This window comes from Clostridioides sp. GD02367, assembly GCF_045900275.1.
GTDB lineage: Bacteria > Bacillota > Clostridia > Peptostreptococcales > Peptostreptococcaceae > Clostridioides > Clostridioides difficile_A.
In genome coordinates, this window is record NZ_JBJODK010000007.1 from 29192 (window position 1) to 53893 (window position 24702).

Here is a 24702-nt window from a genome sequence, read left to right on the forward strand (position 1 = left end):
CTTTATTTTTAATTTTAATGTTAGTCAATACAAATTATTTTATTATATGTAATTATTAATATATTAATCAATTTTATTAAAAATAACAGTCTTCTCTTTTAAAGAGATTTTTCCTACTTGATATCCATATTCATTTAATTCTTTTTTATATTTCAAAAACGAATGGTCTATCTCTATCCCTGCAATATCTTTTATTTCTTCAAAATTTAATTTAAATGATTGATTACCAGATTTCTTGACATATTCCCATAAAGAACTATATTTACTCACTTCATATCACTCCTTTTAAAATTATATCTTATCTATTAGTTTATATTCTATCACTATTAATTTATAACGTCATGCTACTTATTATTTATATAGAAAAATATACAAATAATAAGTAGCAATTTTTTATAATTTTCATATTTTATTCATATTTAAGAAAAATCGCTAATAGTTAAACTATTTTTTAAAGGAAGTTTACTCCATCAGAAAATAAATTTTAATTGTTCTTATTTTTATTATGTAATTATTCAACACAATATGTCATTGTTGAAATATAAATCTAATAACTAAATATTTTTACAAATTCATTACTTAAATTTTTTTATTGCATCTAAGTTAAATTTGTCATTATTTTAGTAATAACGTTTTCTTTATTTTCACTATGGATATCAATTCCATTATAATTAAAGCTCTACATCAATCTTTTTACCACTCATTGAACAGCAACTAACTTTTGCCTTATCAATAGAGAATATTTCAAACTTACCATCTCCTACAGAATACATCTGACCTAGACTTGGCATTATTTCAAGTGCCTTAGCTTGTGTTTCTTTTGATGTAACAAATACTGCTTCACCCAAAATACGTAGAGTATTAAGTTTTTGGTCTATACAACAAATCTCAAGCTTTGGATTAAAAATAAGTTGCTTAAACATATCTTTTTGATTAGATGTGCAAAATGTAAGTTTCCCATCATATTCCATAACAAATCCTAGAGGACGCACATGCGCTTGATTGTTCTCATCAACTGTTGCTAAATAATAAACTCCTGCTTTGTTCAAAAACTCTAATACTTTCATAATTTTTACACCCCTTTTAAATACTTGTATTAAGGATTATCCTTTGATATAATTTTAATATAAAATACAAAAAAAACAAGTATGCAGTTTTTTCTGATAAAGTATAAAAAAGATACTACTATAGATAAGGAGTAATTATAATGAGTTTAGATAATGAAAAAAATACAACTACAAAGATTGAAGAATTAACCTGTCCAATACGTTATGCACTAGATATCGTTGGTGGTAAATGGAAATTACCTATTATATGTATGTTGGCAGTTGATAATCCGATTAGATATAGTAGCATAAAAAGAAAACTAAATGGAATTACAAACACTATGCTAGCTCAATCATTAAAAGACTTAGAGTCTGATGGTATTATTAATCGTAAACAATATAATGAAATTCCTCCAAAAGTTGAATATACATTGACAAGTAAAGGCAAAAGTATTGTACCTATTTTACAACAATTTGCTAATTGGGGAGCTATAAATATGCAAGAAAAAAGCATATGTGGACTTAATTGTAAGGAATGTCGAAAAATAAAATAAATTGAAGTATATTAGTTTATTTAATTGATTACAAAAAGCCACTCTTTTATGAACTATACCCCTCTTAGGAGACAGTTCACATTATACAGAGTGGCTTAAAACTTAAATATGAATACTGCCCTACTTAACTACCTTGCCATTCTTAAATCTCATATTTGGAAAACTTGCACCTAAAATTTTATTCTTGTCTATGGCATTTTCAATCCTTCTTATATCTTCATCGCTCAATTTAATATCTTTAGCTTTTAGAGAATCTAATAATGTAACTCTTCTTGATGCTCCAACCAAGGTTATAATATCATCGCCTTTTGATAAAACCCATGCAAGAGCTATTTGTGGAATAGTAGCTTCTTTTTCATTTGCTATTTCTCTTAAGTTCTCTACAAGTTCAAGGTTTCTCTCTATATTCTCATCAGAGAATAAAGGTATCCACTTATATCTTTGAGCATTAGATTTTGAGCATACTCCACTTAAAAGACCATGAGCAAGAGCCCCAAAAGCGACAACCCCTACTCCTAATTCTCTAGCAGTTGGTAATATCTTTTCTTCTATATCTCTATTAAATAAAGAATATTCAGCTTCTATAAAGCTTATATGGTGAACCTTATTAGCTCTTCTTAAAATATCTTCACCAACTTGAGTAATACCTATATGTTTTATGTATCCTTCTTTTACTAAGTCAGAAATAGCTCCAATAGTCTCTTCTACTGGTATAGCCAAATCTATTCTTGCAGGTTGATAAAGGTCTATATAATCTAAATTTAATCTCTTAAGAGTCTGTGCAACGTGACTTTTTATATTAAAAGGATTGACATCAAGACCATACATTTGACCATTAGGTGCAACAAGAGCCCCTGTTTTTACAGATACAAATGCATCTTCTCTTTTTCTACCTTTAAGAGCCTCACCTATTATCATCTCACTTTGACCTGCTCCATAAAAGTCAGCTGTGTTTAACACATTGATACCACTATCTAAAGCTTCATGTATTGTGGCTATATTCTCAGCTTTATTGTCAAGGTTTACCATACCTCCGCAACCTAGTCCAATTTTATAAAGTTCTAAATTATCATTTTTGTATCTCATTGTAAGACCTCCTAATATAACACAAATATTATTTTAGTACACTCGTACTTTACTTGACATTGTAGTACGAATGTACTAAAATGTCAAATAAATGTTATTATAAATTTTTATTGGAGGATTCAATATGGCAAAACAAACAAAAGTGGATATCTTAATTAAAGCTCGTGACTTATTTAATGAATATGGCTATAACAATGTATCTATGAGAAACGTTGCTGATGCTTTAGGAATGAGTGTAGGTAACTTAACTTATTATTTTAAAAAAAAGGAAGATTTGATTGAAGAGGTAGTTGAATACAAACATAAAAACTATAAAAAAATAGACATGCCTAAATCCTTACAGGATTTAAATAATTTATTTTTAAATTCACTAAACATTCAAAATGAGAATGCATACTATTTTAAACATTATGACCAATTATCTCAAATAAGCCCTAAAATATATAGATTTCAGCTTGATTTTATAAAAGAACTTAAGCAGTTTTTAAAAGAAAGCTTCATCAATCTACAAAACTCTAATTTAGTTCAGGAATGTACTATGCCTAACCAAATAGAAAACATTATTGAATGTATTTTGACAATACTTATATATAAACCTGTTGGTACTAAAGAACTTGATGAACATGATAGTATAGAAAGTACTCTAAACTGTTTATGGAGCATTATTTTTATGTTCCTTACTGATAAAGGAAAAAATATATATTTAAGTTCTATATCAAATCAGTTTAAATAATACTTAGTAAATTCAAGTTATATAATATTATGAAAAATTAAGATACAAAAACTAATTTAATTCATATAAGTTACTAAAATTAATATAAAAACAGGATGCTCATATAAGTCATCCTGTTTTATGTATTAAGCTCTAAATTTAATCAGTTCAAGTGCATCATTCAATACAGATATATTATCTATTTGAATCATTAACCACTTACTACTATTAAAAAAATCTATCTCACTGTATATTTGTTTGATATAATCACAACAAGTATTAATAAATAAGTCAACTTCCACTCTATTACTCTCATTTACAATAACTAAAGCTTTAAAGGAACCTTCTTGTGGATATAAAGTACACAATGATTTACCCCTTTTTTTGTATTTTACATTCCAACCTCTTTGCATTGAACATTTACTATATTCAAGCTTAGGCTCTACATCATAAGTTGAAGTCAAAGCATTATTTAGATTGTCCCATAATGGATTATTGATAAACTCTTTGATTTGTTCAGGTGTTGGTTTGTTATCTTGAAAAAACATATCTTGCCAATCCATATTCATACCCCCTTCTATTATTCAATAGGTACTGGAACAGTCCAGTGCTCCATATATGCCACTTCAGGTGTAGAAGGATAATACATCTCAATCGCAAAATCAGTGGCCATTAAATTATGATTCTTCATCCATCGTTCCATAAACTTATCTGCTTTAAAAACAGCTGAATCTACCAACTCATTAAAATTTTCTGCTTCAAATCCACATACTAAATATTCTTTAGCAGGTAACTCAAAGGTACTATATCCTTCTACCAATGTACCTGGCTCCACTTCTATACCTGCCATATACATACAATTCCCTTCTTTTGCACTTCCCATATAAAGAGCAGAAAATTCATTTCCACCTGGGATTTTATTTGGTATATTGTGTTTTTGACTTCCAAGTTTCATCCATAATTCCTTTGCTATCGCAATACCAGTTGTCTCACCACCTATCAACTGGCAAATAGGTATTTCTCCTTCTATTCCAATAAAAGACCTTGGATTCCTCAATCTTCTGCGAGTTACTTCAATTACTATATCATCTGCAATAAGTGGTACACCTTCATCAACCATAATATAATTTAAAATTAATTCTGGCTTAACAAATTGATTAAGTTTTACTGGATTTGCTCTATATTCCTCTGGCGTTAATCCATATGCTTTTTTAAAAGCACGTGTAAATGTCTCATGACTTTCAAATCCAAAATTTAAAGCTACATCAAGTATACGATTCTTATATTCTGCTAAATGTTCAGAAGCTTTTGCAAGACGTCGAAGTTTTATATACTCCATCACTGTTTTATTGACTAATCTTTTAAACAGTCTTTGATAGTAAAATGGTGATAGGTTTGCTTCATTTGCCAGTTCATTAATTGAGATTCCTTCTGATAACCTTTCTTCTATTAAGTCTAATGTGATTTGAATAGATTCCCATGCATGCAAGTTATAAGTACCTCCTAATATTGTTATTAATCTTATACCTTTATATTATCAAAACTAAAAAAAATGTTCTTGATATACAGTGCCTTTTTTAATTTTTTGTATGATGATACTGAGTTTTATCACTTTTTAAGTAAATGTAAAATACATATAAACATAAAATATAGCAAATCTAATTTAAAGATTTGCTATATTATATATTTTATTAAACTATTTTCAAATACTTCATTTATTTCCTTATGAAAAAACTCTTTCATATCGTCTATTTGTTCTTTATCATATACATACTTTCCATATCCAAATTGACCATATTTAAACTTTCTATCTTCATTTTCCATTGGCAACAATGTGTCTGGATAAATTTCTAATATTCTATTTTTAGCTTTAGTAGTATATCTATGAGATATAACTTCAAATATAATTTTTCCATCAAAATCCTTTGGTAGTGCTTCTTTTATGTTTCTAATAAGGCTTCTATATTCTTCTTTCCAACCTTCATATAGAAATACAGGAGCTATTATAAAACCAATCTGATAGCCAGCTTTAGCAAGTTTTACAGCTGATTCTATTCTTTTATTAGCAGATGCTGTATAATGTTCATGTCCTTCTATAATCCTAGGAGTATTTATACTGAATCGTATTTCTGTATGATTATTATGTTTAGCATCCAATAAACTATCTACATCACTGTATTTAGTAACAAATCTAAATCTTCCTTTTTCTTCTCTTCCAAAAAACTCTATTGTTTTTTTCAATGAATTGGTATACGGCTCTACTGGAACTGGGTCTGATGTAGCTGCACCTTCAAATATAGTAACTTGTGGCTTTCTATCTTCAATATACTTCTTTGTTTGTTCAAGTATCTCATCTATATTTACAAATACCCTTATAAAGGGTTTATCACCTAGTTGTGTGTTTAAATAACAATATTCACATCTTCCCATACATCCACTGACAAGTGGTAGTTGATAATTAGCAGAAGGTTTACATGTTTGAAACTTCATGCTTTTTCTAATCCCAACTACCATGGTCTGTTTTCCACTCCTATATTGCTCGTATAGATTTTCACCTGGAATATGTTCCTTGACTCTATTTGATGATATATTAATTATCTCTACATCTTTTTTATCTTTAAATTTATCATATATGTTTTTTCCAACATCAGTATCTAAAGTTCCTTTTTCAAATATTATTCTTTTGGGATTAAACATTTATTTCACCTCTACTCAAAGTTTTTAAATGAAGATTTTTATAAAATATTACTTAGTTAATCTTCCCTTTTTTAAGCACCTTTATTTATTAGAAAGTAAAATAAAAATTTAAGATTAATTTCCTATATGTACACTACTATTTATGAGTTTCTTACTGATAATAAATGTATTTATCTAAAATTAAATGTATAATGTTAAGTTAAAGAGACTTGTAGTATATTTCTTTTATTTGTTCTTTATTAAAAGTTTTTGGATGTCTCTTAATATTTGCAGCCGATATCTTCATGCAATTATCAGTTAACCAATCTATATCTGATTTTTCAACACCTAAATCAGTTAGTTTTATATCTAAATCTATTTTTTTAAGGAAATTTCTAATTGCATCTGAACAATCTTCTGCACAAGTTCCTCCTAATATTTTTGATATATTTCCAAATCTTTCGATGTCACTATCCCATGAACTTTCTACAATGCTTGGAGTCAAAGCTGCAAGTCCTTTTCCATGCATTACATCTCTAAGACCACTTACAGGATGTTCCATACCATGTGGTAAGGCTGTCCCTGCTGTACCAATTGTCATTCCTCCAATAGTGCTTGCAAGTGTTATTTTCTCCCATGCTTCTAGGTCATCTACATTATTATATACTCTTACTAAATTTTTTGATATAAGCTCAATTCCATAAATAGCTTGTACATCTGCAAGGGAATTTCTTCCGTTAGAAAGATATGCTTCCATATTATGAGCAAGTGCATCAAATCCAACTGATGCAATTATATGTTTTGGCATTGTAACCATAAGTTCTGGGTCAATTATTGATGCCTTTGCATACATACTATTCTTTTTTATGGATTTTTTATCTTTGGTTTCTGAATTTGTAAGCACTGCAAAACAATTCCCCTCACTACCTGTACCTGATGTAGTTGGAACTAAAATTATAGGTAAAGCTTCTTCTCCTTGTCTGATTCCAAATATATATTCATTTAAATCTCCTGGATTTTTATAAGAGAAAGCTATACTCTTAGCAGCATCCATTATACTTCCTCCACCAAGACCTAAGACACAGTCACATCCAGTTGCTTTTATAATTTCTACACCTGAATATATAGTAGTTATAAGAGGATTTTGTTCTACTTTATCAAAAACTTCATATTCTATTTTAGAATCTTTTAGTAAGTCTATTGTTTTATCAAGTAATCCAGTTTTCTTTGTACTATTTTTGCCAGTTACAATTAACACCTTTTTACCATATTTAGATACTTCTTTTCCTACATCATTGATTCTACCTCTCCCAAATAATATGTTTACTGGTAAATTATAATTAAAATTCATGCCAAAACCTCCTATTTCTACTTTAGTAATAATTTTATTTTTCAACACAACGTAATTATGTATTAAAACATAAATTACAAAACAATCTTTTACTTAATTATATGTATTATTTTATACTATATCAAGTTATCTCTATTTAACCAAATTCAATTTTTAATTGTAATCTATTTAAATATTTGAAACTTTAATCAAAGATAAAAAATAAAGAAGAGTTATTTTAAGATAATTTCAATTATCTTAAAATAACTCTTCTCATAATATTAGATATTTTTTATAAATTTACTTTAATATATTTAATCTTACAATTCTATTAACATGTTCATAAGTTTATTACTTCTTTGAACAAATGAGTCTAATTCGTCTGGTTTTAATTCTTTATTAGAAAGTAAAGCTAAATCTGCTATCTGATTACAAATAAGTGCAACTTTATCTTTCTTTTCTTCATTATCTTTAAGAGAAACTAATTTTTTAATAATTGGGCTATTTTCATTTATCACAAGAGTTTTCTCTTCCTCGAAGTTCATTCCTAAATCCATTCCAGCAAATCTTGACTGCATTTCTGCCATTCTGATAGATTGTTCAGATACTAATACCATAGCTGGAGTATCCTCGTTTTTTAAGCCTTCTACAGAATAATTTTTAACTCTTTCTCCAACAGCTTCTTTAAATAGACCTTCTATCTTGGCTATTTCTTCTTTATTTTCTTCACTATCTTTATTTTCATTTTTGTCTTTTAATACATCAGAAAGGTCTGCATCTATTCTATTAAACTTAACACCATTTTCTTTATATTCCATAAATGAAATAAAGTGAGTATCTATTGATGAGTTTAATACAACAGCATTTAAATCATATTCTTTAAATAGTTTAATGTATTGTGATTGTTGTTCCTTATCACTTACATAGAATACTTTATTTTCGTGCTTGTCTTTACATTTCTCTAGATAATCTTGTAATGTTATATATTCATCATTAATAGTTTTAAATAATATACATTCTTTTACTTTTTCATAGAAACTTTCATCTTTTAAGCAACCATATTTAATAAATATTTGTATATCATCCCAAAACTTATTGTATTCTTCTCTTTCATTTTTACAAAGAGATTTTAACTTGTCAGCTACTTTTTTAATTATATGTTTAGAGATTTTACTTACATCTCTATCATTTTGTAAGAAACTTCTTGATACATTTAATGGTAAATCTGGGCAATCTATTACACCTTTTAATAGAAGTAAAAATTCTGGTATAACTTCTTTTATATTATCAGCTACAAATACTTGATTGTTGTATAATTTCACTTTTCCTTCTGTCAATTCAAACTCATTTTTTAGTTTAGGGAAGTAAAGTATACCCTTTAAGTTAAAAGGATAATCTACATTTAGATGTATCCAGAATAAAGGCTCATCAAATACATGGAATACTTTTCTGTAAAACTCTTTGTATTCATCATCAGTACAATCTTTTGGAGATTTTAGCCATAGAGGATTAGTATCATTTAAAGGCTCAATTACCTTTGCATCTATAACTTCTTCTTCTTTTCCTTCTTCCTTTTGCTTTTTAACTTTTTCTTCTGCTTCCTTAGCTTCTCTTTCTAATCTTTCAACATCTTCTAAATATATTTCTACTGGTAAGAAAGAACAATACTTATCTATTATACCCCTTACAGTAAATTCATCTAAGAATTCCTTACTATCATCATCAATAAATAATGTTATAGTAGTTCCTCTCTCATGTCTAGCATCTGATTCAGATATCTCATATTCTGTACCACCCTCAGATATCCATCTTACTGGAGTTGCTTCTTCTGTATATGAAAGTGTGTCTATTTGCACTTTTTTAGACACCATGAATGCAGAATAAAATCCTAATCCAAAGTGACCTATTATGTCATTTGATTCTTCCATCTTATCCTTATATTTGTTAAAGAAATCCTCAGCACCTGAAAAAGCAACTTGATTTATGTATTTTTTTATCTCTTCTTCAGTCATACCAATTCCATTGTCAATAAATTTAAGTGTGCCTTCCTCTTTATTTACAGATACTGTAATTTTATAATCTGATGGCTCAACTTCTGATATTTCTCCTAATGATACAAGTCTTTTGTGTTTGCTTACTGCATCACATCCATTACTTATAAGTTCTCTTATAAATATGTCTTTATCAGAATATAACCATTTTTTAATTATAGGAAAAATATTTTCTGTATGAATTGAAATACTCCCTTTTTCAAACTCCATTTTTATCCCTCCTCATTTTATAGTTAATATTTTAAATTTTTTAAAATAGTATGTCAATATATTATAAGGAAATTATTTTAAAATAAAATAATTTCTTTTTCTTATCTAATTTAATTATTCTTCTTTCAAAATTTCTTTCACTTTTGAATTATTATACATGCTATTGGGTACCTTATTAACTAATTTTTTTAATGTTAATTTAGAATTTTTTAAATCTCCTTTATTATAATACATCATACCTAAGTTATAATATGATTCATCAAAGTAGGAATCTTTTTCTGAATAATTTTCTACATACATTTTATAATATTCTTCAGCAGTATCATAGTCTTTTAATTTTTCACTAAGAATAGCAACTTGATAAGTTGCTTCTGATGTATTTCCCTTATTCTCCCCTATATCTGCAACCTTTTTATATAGTTGTATAGAAGATTTGGTTTGCTTTTCTGACTTTAATGTATTTGCCTTTGACATCAGTTCATCCTCTGTAAATAAATTAGAATCACTATTACTTTCATTTTCCACAGTATTTTCTTGGGATTTTACATCATTTTTATTAATATTTTTAGCGCTCTTGTTGGTATTTGAAGTCTTATCAGCAACCTCATTTTCTTCTCTGTTAATTTCTTTCTTATTCAAGCTAGAATCTATTGACCCTCTATCTTCAGTTCCACTATTTTTAGATATTTTATTAGTTAAATTATTCATCTTATAAGAACTATATATATTTTGTCCTATTAATAATACCCCTAATATTATTGCTATGTATATGTACTTGTTTTTTCTAATACTTTTTTTCTTATTAGAATCTGAAGTTTTCTGTTTTTTATCCTTGCTTCCTTCTTCATTCATATTTTTAGTTCCATCAATCCTAGAACTATTAATATTTTTATATACAGGCTCATTCTTATAATCATCTAAATTCGCATTGATTTTAACCTGTCTGTTAATATTATGGTATATATCTAATGTATCATTTTCTTGATTTAATAAATAATTTTCTTTATCAATAGTCTTCAATACTTCTAGACATTCATCAAATTTTATATATTCTTCTTCCTTTTCATAAAGTAAAGCAAGCAACTCATACGGTTCTATTAAGTCACTATATTGCTCAGTTATGAGTTTGAATCCTTGTATGGCTTCTTTATGCATACCTTTGTTTATCATTCTTATAAACTGATTATATCTTTCAAAGAAAATTAAAAACTCCTCAGATGTAAGCATATTTATATACTTTTCACACAGAGCAGTTTTTTCACAAATTAAACTCTTATAGAAACTTTCTACAGACTCATCAAAATTACATTTTAGTAAATTTACAAGACCTATGAGATTTAATACATCCACATCATCTGGCCTTAAATCTCTTGCTTCTTTTAAAAATTTTAATCCACTCGATATGTAATTATTGTTTATATTATCAATAGATTTATTATAGAGAGCACATGAGTCCTTTTTATTGAGTTTTAATATATCTTTTTTTATATCATTTAAGTTTAAAATAAATACCACCTCATGCCTTAAGTATTAATTAATGTTGTTTTTAAACAAGAGATTTTACCATATCCTCTTCACTTACTATACTCGTTACTTTTACACCAAAGTTCAAATCCACTACTACTACTTTTCCATAAGCTAATACTTTATTGTCTATTAATATTTCTACATCTTGGTCTGCTAAAGTATCCAGTTCAATAAGAGAACCTTTATTTAGATTCAAAATGTCTCTTAGACTCATCTTTGTTCTTCCTATAACTACAGATAACTCTAACTTAAGGTCAAGTATTCTTTGTATATTATTTTTGTTAGCTTCAGAGACATCTAGAGCTAATTCATTATCTCCATCAATTTCACTTTCAACTTTATCATTTAATAACATCTTTGCTTCTTCATCTGAAATAAGATTACTATTATCCATAACTACACCTCTTTTCTGACAGCATCGTTTATTTTCACACCTTTTTTACTTGATATAAAACCTGGTGTTGCTGTGTATGATTTTGAATTTTCTACAAATACATCTATATAATCATTTATTTTTTTATTTGTTACTATTACATCTCCAACCTCTAGTTTGAGTAAGTCTTCAATATTAATCGATACTTTTCCTATCTCTGCAATAACTGCTAACTCTATATTAGATACACTATTGTATATTTTATTAGTGAATTCGTCTGAATTATCTCCTGCATCCATATCTAAAAAGTCTACAACAGAAATACTCTCCAGCATAGCCTCTAATGCATTATATGGGAAACAAAGAGAAACACTACCAATATACTTATTATCATTTATCACCTTTAAATCTACTACACATACAGGTGCAGTTGGAGAACATAATTGAGGTAAATTAATATGTGTATGTGTATCTAATACTCGTATATTTTCAAAGCCTTCAAATAGATGCATGTTTCTTACTAAATCTTCCATAAGATGTAAGAGTACTTTCTTATCAAGTTCCGTAAGTTCTCTGTCATTGTCTTTTACAATCCCATTACCTCCAGCTGTCACGTCAATCCACATATCAGCTACACTTCTATCTATTCTAAAAGAAAAGTTTTTCATAATAGGTTCCATCGAATTTTGTACTACTATACATGAAGATGTTACCTTATCTAAAAAAGTTTGATAATTTACTTGGTCTATACTCTCAACTACCATACTAGAATTACACTTAAGTTCATAAATTATATAATTTTTATATTTTTTACAGAATTCAGCTAATAAAAAATTTAAACAAGTTAAATTTTCTCTTGAATAACTCTGAGGTTTGCCGAAATCATAATCTTTCATATCATACATGAATATTCCTCACCTTACATAATTATTTAGCTCTTAAATTATTAGCTATTTGCCACATTTCATCTGCTGTCTTTATTCCTTTTGAATTCATCTGAAATGCTCTTTGAGTGGCTATTAAGTCAACAAATTCATCTTGTAAAGAAACATTTGACCTTTCTCTATAACCCTGAACTATATCAACTTTATCAACTTGTTTAATCTGAGCTGCATCAGTTGAAACAAATAAACTATCACCTTCAGAGATAAAATTTTGAGTTCCTATAGGTTGATATAAATTGATTTTGCCTATTTTTTTATTATCTACAGCTAAATCTCCATTTCTTGCAACTGTTAAGTTTGTGTTATTTATATTTGTATTATTATAGTTATATCCTGCATCAAATTGAACATCTAATACATTTCCATTGGCATCTACAATCTTACCTAAAGCATCCACATTAAATCCACCATCTCTTGTGTATGCATATGTTCCATCTTTTCTTATTACTCTAAAAAATCCTTCTCCATCTATTGCTAAATCACTCTTACTACCTGTAGGTGCCAATGCACCTTGTTCATAATTTCTCATAGGAGCTGATGCCTTAGCTCCAGTTCCAGTCGATATATCTTTACCATTTGTAGGATATGATGGTCTGTTTAGTACTTCATCTACTAAGTCAGAGTATTCCATATTTATTTTTTTATATCCATTAGAATCATTATTTGCTATATTATTGGATATTACATCTAATTTGCTTTGATTTGCTGATAAAGCAGTTTTACTAGTATAAAACATTGTGTACATAAAAATTCACCTCCTATTATCTATCTTACTGAGCCAATCTCACTTGCTATCTTTGCCAATTTAGAGTCCATAGCTTGAATTATTTTTTGATTTGCCTCATATTCTCTTGATATTGTCATCATGTTATTAATTTCAGACACAATATCTACATTAGAAGACTCTACTGCACTCTGTATTGTAAGTGCATTATTTGCCTTTATAGCTCCTCCTCCAGAATACAAGTTATCTCCTTCTTTTTTTAATTTATTATAGTCATTAAAGTCTACCATATTAAATTTGTACATAGCATTTCCGTCCAGTGATATTGTATTATCTTTTGCTACTTCAAATTTTTTATTACCAACATTTATATGTCCTACAGCACCAGTTGCAGTATTTGTTCCAAGTACATAATATCCTTCACTAGTTATGAGGTCACCCTGATTATCTGTTCTAAAATTACCATTTCTGGTATAAAATTGATTTCCAGCTGCATCACTAACTAGAAAAAATCCCTTACCTTGGATGGCTACATCCATTTTATTATCAGTTGTTTTTATAGGACCTTGGTTAAAATTTGTGATAGTTTCATCCATAGATACACCTGGGCTTAACTTGCCTATTTCTTGCTTTTGTTTAGTTCCATTTACATAATTATTGTAACTATCTAACTGTAATTCATCAAAACTTTTAGTTAGAAGTAGTTTATTCTTATATCCATTAGTATCCATATTTGCTAAGTTATTGACAACAACATTTTGCTTTTGTTGATTAGTTATCATTGCAGAAACTGCTGTATATAATCCTCTTATCACGTTATGACCTCCTTTTTTGTAAATTATCCAACAATATTATCTATTCTAAAACCTTCATCTCACTTGCATATTTCATACCTAGCTCTCTTGCCTTTTTTTCTATCTCAGCTTTACTCATATCATTATTGCTAAAAAGCATTATACATAAAGTTGATATTAATATACCAATCCCTATTCCTAAAAGTACTTTTTTATCAAACAACAATGTTCTTATATCTTGTAACAACTCCTTATTAATGATAGCTCACCCTTTCCGATATCTAGCATTTTGCATATTTCCACATCATCATAACCCGAATTTATAAGATGTTTCACTTTAAGAGATAGCTCATTTTCTTTTTTTATTTCCTGTTTTGATTCTATAAAAATATCTGCTTTTTTTCCTGCCTCATTCTTTATTAGATTATAATTTTCATAAACTTTCATATGATTATTACTTCTTATTTCAGCAATCACTTTATCTAAAAAAAATCTTCTTTTTTCTGGCACTATCAATCTATCATTTGCCTCATATTCCTGCTCAAATATTTTATCAAAGTACCTGTTATCTTTATTTTTTGATTCCTTATGTAAATTTGCAATTATAGTTACTATTATCAAAATAGACACTACTATTAATATAATTTGTATCATCACATCAATCACCATCTATATAGAATATTTAAGTTCTTTTATTTTATTTCTTAGGTTTCTTATTGACTTTCTATGGAGTTGTGAAACTCTGGATTCTGAAACACCTAGCACTTTTCCTATCTCCTTTAAATTTAAATCTTCATAATAGTACAGTGAAAGTATTAATTTTTCCTTTTCTCTTAAATTATTAATTGCTTTAGATAGAATATCTAACTTTTCTTCTTCTTCTATTATATTTGCTGGAGTATGTTCCTCCCTATAACTTATTACATCTTGTATAGTTTCATTTGTATCTTCAAAAATTACATGGTTTAATGACACAATATTTAACATGTCTATATTACTCTCAATATCATTGAGTTCCTTTTCTGAAATATTTAATTCTTTTGCAATTTCATGTGAAGTCGGTTCTCTTAATAATTCTGCTTGTAATTTTTCTATTACTCTATTATACTTATTCACTTTTGTTAAGTTATGTTTAGAAATTGGACTTTGATTTCTGATTTCATCTAATATAGCAGATTTTATCTTTATATAGGAGTAACTAGAGAACTTTGCTCCTTTTTCAACATCAAATTTATTTATTGCATCAATCAATCCTATGACTCCACTATTTACTAAATCTTGATATTCAAAGCCTTTCCCTGGTATAAAAAACTTTCTTGCTATACTCTTTACAAGAGGCATATTCTCTTTTATTAATTCTTCTCTATTCATTAAATTACGCCTCCTTAGCTTTTAAATATACTAAACATTTTTCTTAGTAAACCTTTGTTATCAATAATATCTTCTTTTGTCTCATATTTTGATTGACTTACCATTCTCTTGGCTATAGATATAATGCATTTTGATGCAATACTTGTAGGATATTCTAAAATAAATGGTATCTGTTTTTTTACACATACACTCACTTTTTTATCCTCCATTATATATCCATACAATTCTAAATTAAGATTTAAAAATTTATCTACAACCATATTTATTCTGTTATATGTAGATTTTGCCTCTTCTAGATTAACAACTCTATTGATTATTATATTTGCACTTCTCTTTATACCAAAGTTGCTTATGGCTTTTAATAAACTGTATGCATCAGTCAATGATGTAGGTTCTGGTGTTGTTATTAAGAAAAATTCAGTACTACAATATATGAATGACAATAGACTTTTACTCATACCAGCTCCTGTGTCAATTATTATAAAATCAACATCATGAATCTGCTCTATACTATGTATAAACTTATTTCTTTGAGCTTCTGTGAAGTCTTCTATATGATTAAGAGCAGAGCCTCCAGAGATTATGTTTACACCATATTTAGTTTGTGAAATTATGTCTTCTATATTTTTTTCACCATTAATTACATCAATTATGGTTCCTTTTACATTTACACCCATTATTATATCTATATTAGACATTCCTATATCTGCATCTAATATAAGAACTTTTTTATTAAGTTTAGTCAAGCATATAGACAAATTTGTAGCTAAATTACTCTTTCCAACTCCACCTTTACCAGAAGCTATTGTAATTATCTTAGGTGTATTTCTATTCTCTGTAATAAATTCATCCATTCCTTTTTTTTCTATTGCAATTTTTCTTAAAATTTGAGCTTGGTCCATCATATACTTTCAACTCCTAATAACAATCTTATAATCTTATCTTCATTAGGTTTTATAATATCATCAGGAACATTTTGTCCTGTTGTAATATATGATATTGGTTTTTGTGCATAATTCATTATGTTAAATAATGAGCCATATGTAATTGTTTCATCTAATTTTGTAATTATTAAGCTTTTAAAGTTCACATTTCTATACGAATCTATAATCGCTTTTGTATCAGTTTCTCTTGTCGTACAATTCAAAACTAAATGTATATTATCGGTTTCAGCTTTATCTATAAGATTCTTGATTTCTAGTATTTGCATAGAATTTTTATATCCTCTACCTGTAGTATCTATTAATACAACATCACAATCTTTCATTTCATCAAGTGCCAATTCCATCTCATCAGAGCTTATTACCCCTTTAAAAGGTATATTCATTATGTCAGTATATATTTTTAACTGCTCTACAGCACCAATTCTATAGGTATCTATAGTTATTACACCTACTTTTTTATTTTCTTCAAAGACTAATTTAGCAGCTAACTTTGCTATTGTAGTTGTTTTACCTACTCCTGGAGGCCCAACTAGAGCAATTTTTCCATTTATTGTTTGATTTTCTATTTTAATCTTTTTCTTTAAACTCTCTACTAAATTTTTACTTGTATCAACTCCATTAAACTTCATTTCTTGTAAATCAGCTCTTATAAATTCTACGATTTCTTCGTTTAACTCTAAATTTAGTAAGTTCTTACATATTTTATCTATATCATTATCATTTTTATTATCAAATCCCATGTTGCTTATAATTGACTTTAATTGTTCTATCTCTCGTTTTAAATCTTTTTGTTCTATATTATCTCTCTTTTCCCATCCAACAGTTAATTCAATATCTTTCTTTGAAAAAATACCTCGTATGCCAGATTTTCTTACTTCTCTTTTATCTATTAATGTAATATTGTCACCTAATTCCATTTTGGCTAGATTCATAGCATCCTGAATTGTATCAGCTGTATACTTTTTCGTCATCATATATGCTCACCACACCTTCTGCTTTGATTTTAACATCGTTAGGTATTTCGTTTAATGATAATACAGTCAAATTAGGATATACAAGCTCAACTAACTTTCTAAATGGTGCTCTTATCTTTGGTGATACTACTATTACTGGTATATTATGATTGAAATATACATTACTCATTATACCTTGTATACTTTCAAATATTTTATTTGTGTTTTCTGGGTCAACAGCTGGATAAGTTCCATTTACAGACCTTTGTAAATTATTAGATACTAGTTCCTCTGTTTCTGGGGACAATGTAGACACTACAATTGACTTCTCTTCATCGACCAAATTTGTACAAATACTTCTAGCTAAAGCTATTCTCACGTATTCAGTAAGAAGCTCTATATCTTTAGTATTTCTAGACTGGTCTGCAAGTGTTTCAAGTATTGTAACACGGTCCTTTATATTTACTTTTTCTCTTAGCAGATTTTTAAGTACTTTTTGAACTTCACCAAGCGTCATTAAATCTGGTATTAACTCGTCAACCACAGCACTATAATTTTCTCTTGCTGCATCTATAATAGTCTTAACTTCTTGTCTTCCCAATAATTCATGTGCATTGGATTTTATTATATCTAGTAAGTGAGTTATAAGTATTGTAGATGAATCTACCACTGTATAACCTTTTAATTCTGCATCTTCTACTTTGTCACTTTCTATCCAAAGCGCTTCTATTCCAAAAGTAGGCTCAATTGTCTTTATTCCAAATATATTAAAGCCTTGATTCATAGGGTCCATACATAAAACCATATTAGGCATTATCTCATATCCGCCAACTACATTGCCTTTTATCTTTATATTGTACTGGTTTGGATTTAATTGTAAATTATCTCTTATTCTTATGGGTTGTACAACTATACCCATATCTATAGCACACTGTCTTCTTATTGATGCTATTCTCTGAAGTAAATCTCCTCCTGCTGATTCATCAGCCAAGGATATTAGACCATACCCAATTTCTACTTCTATAGCTTCTACATTTATTAAGTTTGTAACATCTTCTACTTCGTTTTTGTCTGGATTTACCATATCAGGTTTTTCAAGCTCTAAATCTTCTAAAGTATCTTTCTTTTCTCTTCCTAAAAAATAACCTGCTGCTATTGCACCTATCCCCAGTGAAAAGAATGCTGGCTTAGGTAGTCCAGGCATCATACCAAGTACAATTAAAACACACCCAGTCATCATTATTGCTTTTGGTATTGCTGTTAATTGTCTACTTACTAGTCCACCAAAATTTTCATCAGTAGAAGCTCTTGTTACAATTATACCTGCTGATGTAGATATTAATAGAGCTGGTATCTGACTTACAAGACCATCCCCTATGGTAAGCCTTACATATGTTTGTGCTGCACCCATAAGAGTCATATTCAGCATTACAGCTCCTATTACAATTCCGCCTATAATATTTATTGCTGTTACTATAAGACCTGCTATAGCATCTCCTTTTACAAACTTATTGGCACCATCCATAGAACCATAAAAGTCAGCTTCTTGTTGAAGTTCTTTTCTTCTTTTTCTAGCAGTTTTATCATCTATAACACCTGCATTTAAATCTGCATCTATACTCATCTGCTTACCTGGCATGGCATCTAACGTAAATCTAGCTGTTACTTCAGATACTCTTCCAGAACCATTAGTTATAACAACAAATTGAACAATTAATATGATTAGGAATATAATTATTCCTACTACGTAATTTCCACCTACAACAAAACTTCCAAATGCCTCTATAACTTCACCTGCATATCCTTGAGTTAGAATCAATCTAGTTGATGAAAGATTTAATCCTAATCTAAATAGTGTTGTCACAAGTAACACTGTTGGAAATATAGATAAATCAAGTACATTTGTTGTAAATAATGTCATTAATAAAATTAGCACAGATAAACTTATGTTAATTGCCAGTAAAATATCTAATATAAATGTAGGTAATGGCACTATCATCATAAGAACAATTCCTACAACACCAAAAGCCACTATTACATCCATATTTTCCTTTAGATTAAACTTATTCATTACTTATCCTACCTTTTTGGGATTTTGTATCTGTTTTTGATTTTATATACTGCTACTAATATTTCTGCAAAAGCTTGATACATGTCCTCTGGAATTTCTTGGTCTATTTCTACTTGCTTATATAACAACCTAGCTATAGGTTTATTCTCTATTATAGGGATGTCATTTCCCTTTGCTATTTCTCTTATTTTAAAGGCCAAATAGTCTGCACCTTTTGCCACTACTACTGGAGCTTGGTCCTTCCCTTTTTCATACCTTACTGCTATAGATAAATGGGTCGGATTAGTTACTATCACAGTGGCACTTGGGACTGCTTGCATAGTCCTTTGGGATGAGATTTGCCTTTGCTTTTGTTTTATCTTAGCTTTTATTTCTGGGTCTCCCTCTGCATTTTTATATTCATCTTTAACTTCTTGTTTTGTCATTCTCAGTTGCTTTTTATGACTGTATCTTTGATAAAAGTAGTCTGCAACTGCTATAGCTATCATAGCTATACAAATTTTACTCAATATGGAATATACTAAATCTTTAACTGTATACATTAAACTAGGTAGGTATATGTTACCTAGCTTTAATATATCTAAGTAATTATCTTGAAAAAATGTATACCCTATATAAGCTAATACAGATATTATTGCTGTATCTTTTATTAAAGTTGATAAGCTCCTCATAGAAAACATATTTTTAAATCCACTAATAGGATTTAATTTTGATAAATTTGGTTTCAAAGTTTCCCCAGTAAACAGAATTCCTACTTGAAATAGGTTAGCTACTATACCTAAAACTAAGAAAGGAATTGCTATTGGCAAAAATATCTTAAAAAAATCCATTAATCCTACAATAACTAATTTTTCTAGGTTTGAATAATTTATATTCATATAAAAATTCACGTTTAAAAAATAATTAAGTGAAGATTTAAGTGTATCTACTACATATGAAAATAATGTAGGAACTAATAAAGTGAATGCAAGTAGAGTCATTGCAACTGGTAATTCTCTACTTTTTGCTATATTACCCTTTTTTCTTTGTTCACCCTTTTTCTTTGGAGTAGCTTCTTCGGTCTTATCCGTTGAACCCATAAAAAACATAGGAGCCAGAGCAAAGGTTCCCTCATACATCTTTGGTATTTGACTCAGTAGATGACTTATCTGGCTAACGATTAAAGGTATTGATATGATAAATAAGGCTATACCAACCAATATTTTTAATGGCATACCAACTATCATTACATTCAGTTGGGGAACACTTCTTGATATAAGTCCTAAGATAAAATCTGCCATAAGCAGACAAAGCACGATAGGTATTGCTATTTTGAATCCAGTTATAAAGCACTGTACAAATATGTTTATTATATAGTCTATATTATTATCTACAAATGATTTTCCTATTGGAATTAACTCAAAACTATACCTTATACCTCGAATTAAAATATGATGTCCATCCATGCTAAAAAATATCATTATCGCTGTCCAGTTCATAAGATTATCAATTAAAGTTGTCTGAGTCATTGAGTTTGGGTCAAACATATTAATCATTGACAATCCCATCTGTTGGTCCATCATAGAACCAGCCATCCTGATACTATAAAAACACAGATTCGTTATATATCCAAGTATAATGCCTGTTATGGTTTCATTTATTCCATATAACGTAAACATTATAATATTATCTATATTAGCTGCATATTCAATCTGCATAGTACTTGAAATCAGTATTGATATAATGATTGCAAAGAGTGACTTAAATAAAGCAGGTGTACCAGCTGGAAATAGTATCCTCAGCGTCCCGAAAAAAGCTACTATTCTAATAAATACAAAAATCATATGTACCCTACCTACTTAGTTATAAGAGATATCATATTAAATATCTCAGAAGTAAAACTAATAAGAGTATGTAACATCCAGCTTCCACCAATAGCTACTACTAAAAGAATTGCTATCAGTTTTGGTACAAAAGTCAATGTTTGCTCCTGGATTTGAGTCGTAGCTTGAAACACACTTATTAAAAGTCCAACTATAAGAGAAACAATTAGTACTGGAGCTGCAATCATAGCTCCTGTAAACATTCCATTTTTAAGAACACTCATTATCATAAATTCACTCATACTATTTTTCTCCTATCCAAATCCCAATATCAATGTTTTTACTATCAAGTTCCATCCGTCCACCATTACAAATAATAGTAACTTAAATGGTAATGATATCATAACTGGAGGCAACATAAACATCCCCATAGACATTAGAACACTTGCAACAACAAGGTCTATTATCAAAAATGGTATGTATATTAAAAAACCTATTTGAAAAGCAGTTTTTAATTCACTTATAGCAAATGCTGGAACTACAACAGATAATGGTATATTTTCACGAGTTAATTTTTTTTCTTTTAAACCAGCTTGTTCTACAAATAAATCTAAATCTGTTTGTCTAGTTTGCTTCAATAAAAACTCTTTAATAGGTCCTTCTGCTTCCTTCATAGCTTTTTCCATAGTAATTTCTTCTTTAATATATGGTTGTAATGCCTTTTCGTTTATTTCATTTAATACTGGTCTCATTATAAATATTGTCAATACTATTGCAAGCCCTACCAAGATTTGACTTGGTATTGCCTGTTGTGCTCCTAATGCTGATTTTAGAAATGATAGACTTATAACTATTCTGACAAAGCTTGTCATCATAAACATTACAAATGGTAAAAACATTAATGCAGTTAAAAACAAAAACAATTGCATTGAACTTGTATATGGTACATCAGCCAAAGGTAATTTTGATAATAGTTCCATTTACTTATCTTCCTTTTTTGTAAATTTTCCAATATATTTACTGAAATCATATTTTGTTTTGATTCTTTCCATTTTAAAATCTTGGATTTTAAAATTTCTTTCTTTAATATCATCTTCTATTTTTGATATTTCTTCCTTGGTCAAATCTTTTATCTTATTCATACTAGACGAAGAAGATGCAACAATGCACCCTTCTTCACCTATCTTCAAAATTATTATGCTATTGTTTTTACTTATACTTACAATGTCTAATATTTTTACATATTTATCATTGTATTTTTTTAATAAACTTCCTTGGCTAATTTTTAAAGATAAGACTATCAATATTAAAATTATTGGAATACATATTAATATCTTTAATAAATAAAGTATCATGTCTTACCATCCTTTATTGCACTACTATATTTGTAAAATATATATTTTGAATTACATTCCCACCTAGGTTTGTATTTAGTGTATTTTTTATTTCTTCTTTTATGTTATTTAAATTCTCAGCGGCAAAATCATCTGCTCTTTTTGCCATAAGACAATTTATGATATTATCTCTAATTAAAGGTGTACTTTTTTCTATATCTTTATATGAAGAATCATAAGATACAGTTATTGATACTTTTAGATACCTTACACCTTCATCAGCTAGTTTCAATACCATTTCTTCTAAATCAAGATTTTCTGTCTTTATTTCATCTTTATCTGTTCCTGTTGGAATAAACGAACCTATAATCTTATTAATTTGTTTATTTCCGCCTTTACCTAATATAAAAAATCCTGCTCCTGCTGAGAAAATAATTAGTATCAAAATAATTAGAAAAATTTTTTTATTTTTGAACAAATCTCTTCCTCCTAGTCGATAGTTATAAGTATGTTAACTCTTCTATTCTCAGCTCTTCCTTTTGCTGTTTCATTTGAAACCAAAGGCTGATATTCTCCACATCCTGTTGCTGAAAACAATTTAGGGTCCATTCCCTTTTCTTCTACAAAGTATCTTACAACACTTACTGCTCTACTAGAAGATAAATCCCAATTGGATTCATGTGTACTTGATTTTACAGGTACATTATCAGTATGACCTTCTATAACTATCTTATTTTTCATCATTTTTATCATGTCATATACTTTATTGAGAGTAGCTTTACTATTAACTTTTAACTCCGAAATCCCAGAGTCAAATAGTATTGAATCATCTAACTCTAACAAAATCCCTCTACTATCATCTTTAACTGTTACGCTATTTTGTAGGTTAGAATTATTAACCTTATCTTTTAAATCTTGCTCTAAATTTGACTTATCACTTTTATCCACTAAAGTACTATCTATTGGTGATTTATCACTTGTGCTTGAACCTGTACTAAACATACTTATTCCAGAAAACTGACCTTTTAATGCATTTGATATATTTTTGAATTTTTCCATATCTACAACTGATGTCGCATACAATAATACAAAAAATGTAAGAATCAGTGTTATTGTATCAGCATAAGTAGCTAGCCATGCATCTGGATTTATGTCATCCTTCTTCTTATTTTTTTTACGCCCCATTACTCATTGCTCTTTCTGTATTTTTATTGGTTTTTGTAAACTGTAATCTCTCACTTATTGAAAGGTATGTTGATAAACGTTCTTCAACCACTATACTGCTTTCACCAGATTGTATACTTATTATTCCTTCTAGCATCATTTCTTTCATATAGACTTCTTTTTCTGTTTTTTCATCTATATTATATGCAATTGGATTTAAAGCGATATTAGCAAGTAAAGAACCATAGAATGTTGTAATTAATGCCTTTCCCATACCAGATGCTATTAAGTCTGGAGATGTAAGGTCAGATAGCATTTGTATAAGACCTATTAATGTCCCCAACATCCCAAAAGCGGGTGCAAAAGTACCCCAAGTTTTAAATATCTTAGAATACCTATTATTTGTATCTTCAATAGAAGCTATCTCTAATTCTAATATAGACCTTATCTCATTTACTTCCAGACCATCAATACATAACTCTAATCCTTTTCTCATGAATGGGTCTTGTATCTTCATTACATCACTTTCTATTGATAGAAGCCCTTCTTTTCTAGCCTTTTTAGAAAGTGCTTTAAACTGATTTAATAAATCTAATTTTGATACACTCGTTGTCTTAAATGAGTATTGAAGTGCATTTTTTATAAGTTTCATATCATCAAGAGTAAATGTAATCATTAACGCTCCAAACGACCCAAATACTGTGATTAGTATTGATGCAAAATCAAAGAAACTTTTTAGTCCTGAACTACTTCCTTTTACAGCTCCAAATAAAACTAATACTGTAGATAATATTAGTCCAATAAATGTCAGTGAATCTGTTTTTTTCATTATTTTTCGCTCCTAATATAACCTACATTTATTTTCCTTTTATATTTTATTACTTTATCTACTATCTCGTTTACAGACTCTTTTACAAGGTTTTTTTCCCCTGTTGTAAGTAAAATCCTGCTCTCTGGTACAGAGTCGATTCTTACTATAAGGTCTGAGTTTAATATGTAACTTCTTCCATTTAAATCTGTTACTCTTATCATAATA

Annotated in this window: 29 protein-coding genes; 2 read left to right on the top strand and 27 right to left on the bottom strand. The window is 28.5% G+C overall.

The features are described 5' to 3' along the window. Positions 1-63: 63 nt before the first annotated feature. Together Q3223_RS11065 and Q3223_RS11070 are read right to left on the bottom strand one after the other, a co-directional pair. On the bottom strand, positions 64-270 hold the full coding sequence (locus Q3223_RS11065) for a hypothetical protein (RefSeq protein ID WP_054268889.1): 207 nt from the start codon (positions 268-270) through the stop codon (positions 64-66). Positions 271-671: 401 nt separating this feature from the next. After that, positions 672-1067, bottom strand: coding sequence for a pyridoxamine 5'-phosphate oxidase family protein (locus tag Q3223_RS11070; protein WP_074179328.1), 396 nt, complete (start codon positions 1065-1067; stop codon positions 672-674). A gap of 140 nt (positions 1068-1207) precedes the next feature. On the opposite strand from Q3223_RS11070, the gene Q3223_RS11075 reads away from it, so the two are divergent. Continuing rightward, on the top strand, positions 1208-1600 hold the full coding sequence (locus Q3223_RS11075) for a helix-turn-helix domain-containing protein (RefSeq protein WP_243193874.1): 393 nt from the start codon (positions 1208-1210) through the stop codon (positions 1598-1600). Positions 1601-1720: 120 nt separating this feature from the next. Here Q3223_RS11075 and Q3223_RS11080 read toward each other — a convergent pair whose 3' ends face one another. Beyond that, positions 1721-2686, bottom strand: coding sequence for an aldo/keto reductase (locus tag Q3223_RS11080; protein WP_243193873.1), 966 nt, complete (start codon positions 2684-2686; stop codon positions 1721-1723). A 124-nt stretch (positions 2687-2810) separates the two neighbouring features. Here Q3223_RS11080 and Q3223_RS11085 point away from each other — a divergent pair, with 124 nt between their 5' ends. Next, positions 2811-3419, top strand: a complete 609-nt coding sequence (locus Q3223_RS11085) for a TetR/AcrR family transcriptional regulator (RefSeq protein ID WP_054275679.1) — start codon at positions 2811-2813, stop codon at positions 3417-3419. A 125-nt stretch (positions 3420-3544) separates the two neighbouring features. On the opposite strand, the gene Q3223_RS11090 is transcribed toward Q3223_RS11085, so the two are convergent. The 24 genes from Q3223_RS11090 to Q3223_RS11205 form a co-directional block, all read right to left on the bottom strand. Then, on the bottom strand, positions 3545-3961 hold the full coding sequence (locus Q3223_RS11090; RefSeq protein WP_407811990.1) for a DUF3788 domain-containing protein: 417 nt from the start codon (positions 3959-3961) through the stop codon (positions 3545-3547). Between the two features lie 17 nt (positions 3962-3978). Then, the gene (locus tag Q3223_RS11095) at positions 3979-4887 is read right to left on the bottom strand and encodes a helix-turn-helix domain-containing protein (protein ID WP_243193871.1); all 909 of its coding nucleotides are present in this window, start codon (positions 4885-4887) and stop codon (positions 3979-3981) included. Between the two features lie 185 nt (positions 4888-5072). Next, positions 5073-6095: a spore photoproduct lyase gene (gene splB, locus Q3223_RS11100; protein ID WP_074179331.1), complete on the bottom strand. Its 1023-nt coding sequence runs from the start codon at positions 6093-6095 to the stop codon at positions 5073-5075. 199 nt (positions 6096-6294) lie between these two features. Then, positions 6295-7425 (bottom strand): iron-containing alcohol dehydrogenase, encoded by a 1131-nt coding sequence (locus Q3223_RS11105; RefSeq protein WP_167639674.1) that lies wholly within the window; start codon positions 7423-7425, stop codon positions 6295-6297. Between the two features lie 299 nt (positions 7426-7724). Then, positions 7725-9665, bottom strand: a complete 1941-nt coding sequence (gene htpG / locus Q3223_RS11110; protein ID WP_219673468.1) for a molecular chaperone HtpG — start codon at positions 9663-9665, stop codon at positions 7725-7727. Between the two features lie 114 nt (positions 9666-9779). Continuing rightward, positions 9780-11180, bottom strand: coding sequence for a tetratricopeptide repeat protein (locus tag Q3223_RS11115; RefSeq protein ID WP_223195574.1), 1401 nt, complete (start codon positions 11178-11180; stop codon positions 9780-9782). A gap of 31 nt (positions 11181-11211) precedes the next feature. Continuing rightward, entirely contained in the window at positions 11212-11586 is a 375-nt protein-coding gene (locus Q3223_RS11120) for a FliM/FliN family flagellar motor switch protein (RefSeq protein ID WP_054275673.1), read from the bottom strand. A gap of 2 nt (positions 11587-11588) precedes the next feature. Beyond that, positions 11589-12470 (bottom strand): FliM/FliN family flagellar motor switch protein, encoded by an 882-nt coding sequence (locus Q3223_RS11125; RefSeq protein WP_054268830.1) that lies wholly within the window; start codon positions 12468-12470, stop codon positions 11589-11591. 22 nt (positions 12471-12492) lie between these two features. Beyond that, positions 12493-13254: a flagellar hook-basal body complex protein gene (locus Q3223_RS11130; protein ID WP_167639670.1), complete on the bottom strand. Its 762-nt coding sequence runs from the start codon at positions 13252-13254 to the stop codon at positions 12493-12495. Between the two features lie 20 nt (positions 13255-13274). Beyond that, positions 13275-14048 carry a flagellar hook-basal body complex protein gene (locus Q3223_RS11135; RefSeq protein ID WP_054275671.1) on the bottom strand — a complete coding sequence of 258 codons (774 nt, stop codon included), beginning with the start codon at positions 14046-14048 and terminating at the stop codon, positions 13275-13277. Positions 14049-14088: 40 nt separating this feature from the next. Further along, positions 14089-14253: a hypothetical protein gene (locus tag Q3223_RS11140; protein ID WP_054268873.1), complete on the bottom strand. Its 165-nt coding sequence runs from the start codon at positions 14251-14253 to the stop codon at positions 14089-14091. 5 nt (positions 14254-14258) lie between these two features. Further along, positions 14259-14681, bottom strand: a complete 423-nt coding sequence (locus Q3223_RS11145) for a hypothetical protein (protein ID WP_054268827.1) — start codon at positions 14679-14681, stop codon at positions 14259-14261. A 15-nt stretch (positions 14682-14696) separates the two neighbouring features. Beyond that, on the bottom strand, positions 14697-15398 hold the full coding sequence (locus Q3223_RS11150) for a sigma-70 family RNA polymerase sigma factor (protein WP_054268826.1): 702 nt from the start codon (positions 15396-15398) through the stop codon (positions 14697-14699). Between the two features lie 14 nt (positions 15399-15412). After that, entirely contained in the window at positions 15413-16303 is an 891-nt protein-coding gene (locus tag Q3223_RS11155; protein ID WP_223195573.1) for a MinD/ParA family protein, read from the bottom strand. Further along, positions 16300-17316 (bottom strand): flagellar biosynthesis protein FlhF, encoded by a 1017-nt coding sequence (gene flhF, locus Q3223_RS11160; RefSeq protein ID WP_054268824.1) that lies wholly within the window; start codon positions 17314-17316, stop codon positions 16300-16302. Before flhF ends, Q3223_RS11155 begins: the two co-directional genes overlap by 4 nt. Continuing rightward, positions 17291-19366, bottom strand: a complete 2076-nt coding sequence (flhA, locus tag Q3223_RS11165; protein ID WP_054268823.1) for a flagellar biosynthesis protein FlhA — start codon at positions 19364-19366, stop codon at positions 17291-17293. Before flhA ends, flhF begins: the two co-directional genes overlap by 26 nt. An 8-nt stretch (positions 19367-19374) precedes the next feature. Further along, a complete protein-coding gene (locus Q3223_RS11170; RefSeq protein WP_219673464.1) occupies positions 19375-21189 on the bottom strand; it encodes a fused FliR family export protein/FlhB family type III secretion system protein in 1815 nt (604 codons plus the stop codon). An 11-nt stretch (positions 21190-21200) separates the two neighbouring features. Continuing rightward, complete coding sequence (fliQ, locus tag Q3223_RS11175; RefSeq protein ID WP_054275666.1) at positions 21201-21470, bottom strand: flagellar biosynthesis protein FliQ; 270 nt, start codon at positions 21468-21470, stop codon at positions 21201-21203. Between the two features lie 12 nt (positions 21471-21482). Next, entirely contained in the window at positions 21483-22148 is a 666-nt protein-coding gene (gene fliP, locus Q3223_RS11180) for a flagellar type III secretion system pore protein FliP (RefSeq protein WP_054268820.1), read from the bottom strand. Continuing rightward, positions 22149-22523, bottom strand: coding sequence for a flagellar biosynthetic protein FliO (locus Q3223_RS11185; RefSeq protein ID WP_054268819.1), 375 nt, complete (start codon positions 22521-22523; stop codon positions 22149-22151). A gap of 13 nt (positions 22524-22536) precedes the next feature. Further along, a complete protein-coding gene (gene fliL, locus Q3223_RS11190) occupies positions 22537-22980 on the bottom strand; it encodes a flagellar basal body-associated FliL family protein (RefSeq protein WP_219673463.1) in 444 nt (147 codons plus the stop codon). 11 nt (positions 22981-22991) lie between these two features. Then, entirely contained in the window at positions 22992-23687 is a 696-nt protein-coding gene (locus Q3223_RS11195) for an OmpA family protein (RefSeq protein WP_054275663.1), read from the bottom strand. After that, positions 23677-24495, bottom strand: a complete 819-nt coding sequence (locus tag Q3223_RS11200; RefSeq protein WP_407811991.1) for a motility protein A — start codon at positions 24493-24495, stop codon at positions 23677-23679. Before Q3223_RS11200 ends, Q3223_RS11195 begins: the two co-directional genes overlap by 11 nt. Continuing rightward, positions 24495-24698 (bottom strand): flagellar FlbD family protein, encoded by a 204-nt coding sequence (locus tag Q3223_RS11205; RefSeq protein ID WP_243193862.1) that lies wholly within the window; start codon positions 24696-24698, stop codon positions 24495-24497. The genes Q3223_RS11200 and Q3223_RS11205 overlap by 1 nt, the downstream gene beginning before the upstream one ends. Between the last annotated feature and the right edge of the window lie 4 nt (positions 24699-24702).

What these genes read in the sequence shown, in the direction of transcription:
- Q3223_RS11120 (WP_054275673.1), bottom strand. Translation starts at nt 11,586, where the DNA reads ATGGATAATAGTAATCTTATTTCAGATGAAGAAGCAAAGATGTTATTA.
- Q3223_RS11185 (WP_054268819.1), bottom strand. Translation starts at nt 22,523, where the DNA reads ATGATACTTTATTTATTAAAGATATTAATATGTATTCCAATAATTTTA.
- Q3223_RS11195 (WP_054275663.1), bottom strand. Translation starts at nt 23,687, where the DNA reads ATGGGGCGTAAAAAAAATAAGAAGAAGGATGACATAAATCCAGATGCA.
- Q3223_RS11075 (WP_243193874.1), top strand. Translation starts at nt 1,208, where the DNA reads ATGAGTTTAGATAATGAAAAAAATACAACTACAAAGATTGAAGAATTA.
- Q3223_RS11205 (WP_243193862.1), bottom strand. Translation starts at nt 24,698, where the DNA reads ATGATAAGAGTAACAGATTTAAATGGAAGAAGTTACATATTAAACTCA.
- Q3223_RS11130 (WP_167639670.1), bottom strand. Translation starts at nt 13,254, where the DNA reads ATGTACACAATGTTTTATACTAGTAAAACTGCTTTATCAGCAAATCAA.
- Q3223_RS11170 (WP_219673464.1), bottom strand. Translation starts at nt 21,189, where the DNA reads ATGATTTTTGTATTTATTAGAATAGTAGCTTTTTTCGGGACGCTGAGG.
- Q3223_RS11090 (WP_407811990.1), bottom strand. Translation starts at nt 3,961, where the DNA reads ATGGATTGGCAAGATATGTTTTTTCAAGATAACAAACCAACACCTGAA.
- htpG (WP_219673468.1), bottom strand. Translation starts at nt 9,665, where the DNA reads ATGGAGTTTGAAAAAGGGAGTATTTCAATTCATACAGAAAATATTTTT.
- Q3223_RS11145 (WP_054268827.1), bottom strand. Translation starts at nt 14,681, where the DNA reads ATGATACAAATTATATTAATAGTAGTGTCTATTTTGATAATAGTAACT.
- flhF (WP_054268824.1), bottom strand. Translation starts at nt 17,316, where the DNA reads ATGATGACGAAAAAGTATACAGCTGATACAATTCAGGATGCTATGAAT.
- Q3223_RS11155 (WP_223195573.1), bottom strand. Translation starts at nt 16,303, where the DNA reads ATGATGGACCAAGCTCAAATTTTAAGAAAAATTGCAATAGAAAAAAAA.
- Q3223_RS11080 (WP_243193873.1), bottom strand. Translation starts at nt 2,686, where the DNA reads ATGAGATACAAAAATGATAATTTAGAACTTTATAAAATTGGACTAGGT.
- Q3223_RS11105 (WP_167639674.1), bottom strand. Translation starts at nt 7,425, where the DNA reads ATGAATTTTAATTATAATTTACCAGTAAACATATTATTTGGGAGAGGT.
- Q3223_RS11070 (WP_074179328.1), bottom strand. Translation starts at nt 1,067, where the DNA reads ATGAAAGTATTAGAGTTTTTGAACAAAGCAGGAGTTTATTATTTAGCA.
- fliP (WP_054268820.1), bottom strand. Translation starts at nt 22,148, where the DNA reads ATGGAACTATTATCAAAATTACCTTTGGCTGATGTACCATATACAAGT.
- Q3223_RS11200 (WP_407811991.1), bottom strand. Translation starts at nt 24,495, where the DNA reads ATGAAAAAAACAGATTCACTGACATTTATTGGACTAATATTATCTACA.
- Q3223_RS11150 (WP_054268826.1), bottom strand. Translation starts at nt 15,398, where the DNA reads ATGAATAGAGAAGAATTAATAAAAGAGAATATGCCTCTTGTAAAGAGT.
- Q3223_RS11125 (WP_054268830.1), bottom strand. Translation starts at nt 12,470, where the DNA reads ATGTATGATATGAAAGATTATGATTTCGGCAAACCTCAGAGTTATTCA.
- Q3223_RS11085 (WP_054275679.1), top strand. Translation starts at nt 2,811, where the DNA reads ATGGCAAAACAAACAAAAGTGGATATCTTAATTAAAGCTCGTGACTTA.
- splB (WP_074179331.1), bottom strand. Translation starts at nt 6,095, where the DNA reads ATGTTTAATCCCAAAAGAATAATATTTGAAAAAGGAACTTTAGATACT.
- fliQ (WP_054275666.1), bottom strand. Translation starts at nt 21,470, where the DNA reads ATGAGTGAATTTATGATAATGAGTGTTCTTAAAAATGGAATGTTTACA.
- flhA (WP_054268823.1), bottom strand. Translation starts at nt 19,366, where the DNA reads ATGAATAAGTTTAATCTAAAGGAAAATATGGATGTAATAGTGGCTTTT.